1 protein-coding gene and 1 pseudogene are annotated in these 4,045 nt (G+C 44.2%); both read left to right on the top strand.

Annotation, left to right across the window (positions count from 1 at the left end):
- Window positions 1–212 (top strand): annotated as a pseudogene (locus Q0236_RS08005) (amino acid ABC transporter substrate-binding protein); the annotation flags it as partial.
- A 253-nt stretch (window positions 213–465) separates the two neighbouring features.
- The coding region (locus tag Q0236_RS08000; RefSeq protein WP_297916724.1) for a hypothetical protein at window positions 466–4,045 on the top strand (3,580 nt) is incomplete at its 3' end.

Genomic DNA, 4,045 nt, shown 5'->3' with positions numbered 1-4,045 from the left:
TGCCGTTTAAAAACCTAGGCCCTAGCGATTTCATCGGCATCGGCGTGCAGAAAGACAACAAAGAACTACTTGATTTCGTCAATGCAGAGCTCATCAAACTAAGTAAAGAGGGATTTTTCAAAAACGCCTATGAAGAGACCTTCGATCCGTTTTACCGAGGAACCGCGGATAAAAAATATTTCTTGTTAGAGGGAATTTACAGTTTTCTTTAGAAGTTAGTCGTTACACCCTAAAAGTCTTTGCCCAAGCTTCTAAATTTAAAAACTTTAAATTTAGAAGCAAGTAAACACGCCTTATTTAATGATGCTATATAAAAAATACCCCTTTCCGTTCGGGCGTAATGAGCGTTTTTCCTTTATTTAGATACGTTAAATTTATATACAACATCGTGCTTGTAGATTTATATTCCAAATAAGCTAACTTTATGTATAATTATTAGTTTTATAAAATTTTAAGGATTAATATATGCAAAATTCTTTACGATTCTCCATGTTTAGCCTTGCGGCAGTGTTTGTTCTTATACCTGTACAAGCACTTTGCAATGCAGATTCTAATCCACCGCTTATTAATACTCACAACAACCTTTATTCGGCGGGATTTAGCGGCAATACTAGCGGCAGCGGTAGCACCAGCCCGAACGGCAATATTACGACGATTATGGGCGTTGCAAGTGGCGGGACGGATTATTCTGGCAGCGTGATTTACGGCGGAGGAAGCGGCGATGGGATCGCTGGCTTTACTGAGTTAAACTCCGCCTCCAACAATAGACTTACGATTAGAGGTGCAAACGCTTACGTGGGTATCGCAATAGGCGCCGAAGCCAAGGGCGTATCAGATAATTACGTGAGCTTAGAAAACGGCTCTAAGGTAAATTTGGTCGTGGGCGGGCAAGGCATAGCGGCGTCAAAAACGGGCAACGAAGGCGAAGCGACGCGAAATCAGGTTTTTGTAAAATACGGCGCCGAAATTACCGGTAATGCCGATAACTTCGGCGGCAGCTCAAATAGACATTATAATATCATCGGCGGCAGAAGCGGAGCGGATAAAAAAGCCTCCTCTAACGCCGTAACAATCGACGGAGGCACTATCGGTAACGGCTCCGTTACAAACGTAATCGTAGGCGGCATAGTAAGCGGTAGCGGTGATGCCGTATCGAATAGAATAACTATCAAAAGCGGCATGTTTAGAGGGAGCTTCGATATATTCGGCGCTCAATCCTCCGCGGGAAAAAGCAGCTACAATAGCGTCAATATAACGGTACCTTATTACGGCAGCACAAACACTATTACTTTAAGCGGTAGTGGTAGAATTTGGGGTGCAGCGGGCGGAAGCGGAAGCTCTAGCGCAAACTCCGTATCCATAAGCGCGAAGCTAAAAGCGCAAAATTACCAAGTAATCGGCGGCCAAGCAAATAGCGCTAGCGTAATGAGCGCAAATCGCGTAGAGATCAATAACGACGATGCGATCGTAGGCAGCGTCACGGGCTCTTTGGGCGGCGCCTCAAGCTCGCGAAGCGTAGTTGATCTTCTAAAAGGCACCGTAAAAGGCGATGTCGCCGCAGCGAACGGCATCACGGGCGAATCAGACGGCGATAGAATTACTATAGGGGCATCCGATTCTAATAAAGGCGTGCATATCGGCGGCAATGTCTATGGCGCACGGGCGGGAAGCGTCAAAAACGCAGTCGTTTATATCAACAAAGAAAGGACAACGATAGCAGGAGACGTCTATGCAGGCTATGCTACAAGCGGCAGCGTCGAGAATAGCAACGTAAATTTTAGAGGCGGCACTATAAGCGGTACAATCTACGGCAGCAATAAGCCTACGGATAAAACTAATACCTTACATATCGAAAATTGGGTCGGCGGCGGCATTAAAAAAGCTAAAGACATTAAAAATTTCGGCTCTATAAATTTTCATGATCTATATTCCACTACCCAAGCCGATGCGCCGCTTACTCTAACCACTAATGGCAATACGAATTTAAACGGCACAAAGATAGAGGGTATAAAATCAGATCTTGGCGAAGGAAAGTACTATCTGATACATAATTCAGGCGGCGGTACGATTACTAGAGCCGCACAAACCGTGCAAGATAATCAAATTTATACGATTACCGACAAAGACCACTATCAAATCACCGGCACTACGATCGAGGTCGAAAACAGCGAGAATTTAATCATGCAAAAGGGCACGCTAACTCGCTCTTGGATAGACCCCAACTTCGATCAAAGCGAGCTAATGCAAAATCAAAATTCCAACAAGGCTGCGGGTGCTACTGAGCTATTCGGCAATAAAGGAAACACCGTAATAGTAAAGGAGAATGCAGGCAATCTAGGCGGCAAAAACATAAGCTCGGGCAGAGACGACGCTACCGATGGAAGCAACAGCGTCCACGACAACCACACCAAGATCAATGGCGGAAGCAACATAGGCGAGATCGATGGCGGATATTCAAATTCCGCTACCTCGCAAGAAATTTATAATAACCACGTAACTTTCGAAGCAAGCGGAATAGACGTGGGGTATGTAAATGCTGGCATCGCACACAGCAGTAGCGGTGGCGGAAACGTCCACGATAATAGCGTAACTACGAATGCTACGATAATCCACAATAGCATTTACGGCGGCAATACTAGCAACGGAGAAGCTAAGTCCAATATCGTAACTATAAACAACGGCAGCGTAGGAGCAATGGCGGTAGGCGGCAAGGGAAACAGCGCGATTTCCAACACCATAACTCTTAACTCGGTAAACGTAGGCGGAAGCGTATACGGTGGAAAAGCTAGCGGCGTCGCCTCCTCCAACACCGTAAATCTAAACGGAAACACGCAAGTCACCGGTAACGTCTATGCCGCAGATGCCGCTAGCGGCAGCAACAACGTAGTAAATTTCAGAAGCGGGAGCGTAGCGGGCACGTTATACGGAGTATCTAGCGCAAACGCTAGCAATTCGGGCAATAGCTTAAATATCCTATCTTCAAACTCAGGCAATGGCCTAAATGCAGGGAATTTTGCAAATTTCAATAAATTGGAATTCAATTTAGCTTCTCTTAGCGAGATTGAAAACGACGTTTCATCAAATGCTAAAAGAGCTTTAAATTTAACGGGTTCCGGCAATACCGATCTAAGCGGTACCGATATATTTGTGAATTCCGCAAGCGAATTTAACGCTTTAAACAATGCAAGCTATCCAGATGGCGACAATAAGAAATATACCCTTGCCTATAAAAGCGGAGGCGGTAAATTTACCGGATATGATCCGCGCTTTAAAGACAAGGGCTACGTAACTCAGCTAAATAAAAACTATGTCATAAAGGATGCCAATACTTTTAGCAGAAACATAGGCGGTATGCATATAAGCGAGGATGAGCGGGAGCTTTATATTCAAAAGCTTATTAAAACTAACGAGAGCATAAATGGGGATTTCGATGCGGATGAGCTGCAGAAGTATCTAGGTGCCGGCGGTCTTAGCGGAAATAATATAGACATAGGCAAAGCGGGGGAGGATAAGAATTTTAACGCTAGAAATATCGAAGAGACGGAGGGCGTTGCAAAATTTGATAGTAAAGGTCATGTTCAAGGTGCATATCTTATGACTCAGTCTAGAAAAAATCCGGTAGATAAAGATAAAAGCTATGCCGTCATCTATACTGAAACCATAGGTAAAGATGCCGATAAAATTTTTAATTACTATAATGTCGGCGATGTACTCGTAAACATCTATGATAATTCGTGGACTGACGCTTACTCTGATCAGACATACTCTAAGAAGTGGAATAGCGCTAAATGTATCATCAATTCATCTAGCAACATTCCTAATGCTAAAGGTATGATAGGCTGCGACGTAGGTATGAGGCTTGCTGCTAACAAAGATAAAGCGACAAATGATAATATCGTATTACGCTACCGACCGGATCGTATCAGAGTATCTCTCACAAGCCTTGATAACGGCGTGACAAGGGGTGTAGGTGATAATAATATTTCGGGTGGAATATCTGCGTATACATATTTCAACGCTCCGGACATCGAAAACGATGTCGTAG

This window comes from uncultured Campylobacter sp. (assembly GCF_938031315.1).
Lineage (GTDB): Bacteria > Campylobacterota > Campylobacteria > Campylobacterales > Campylobacteraceae > Campylobacter_B.
The sequence above is the reverse complement of the archived record's forward strand: the minus strand, read 5'-3'. Positions and strand labels throughout refer to the sequence as shown.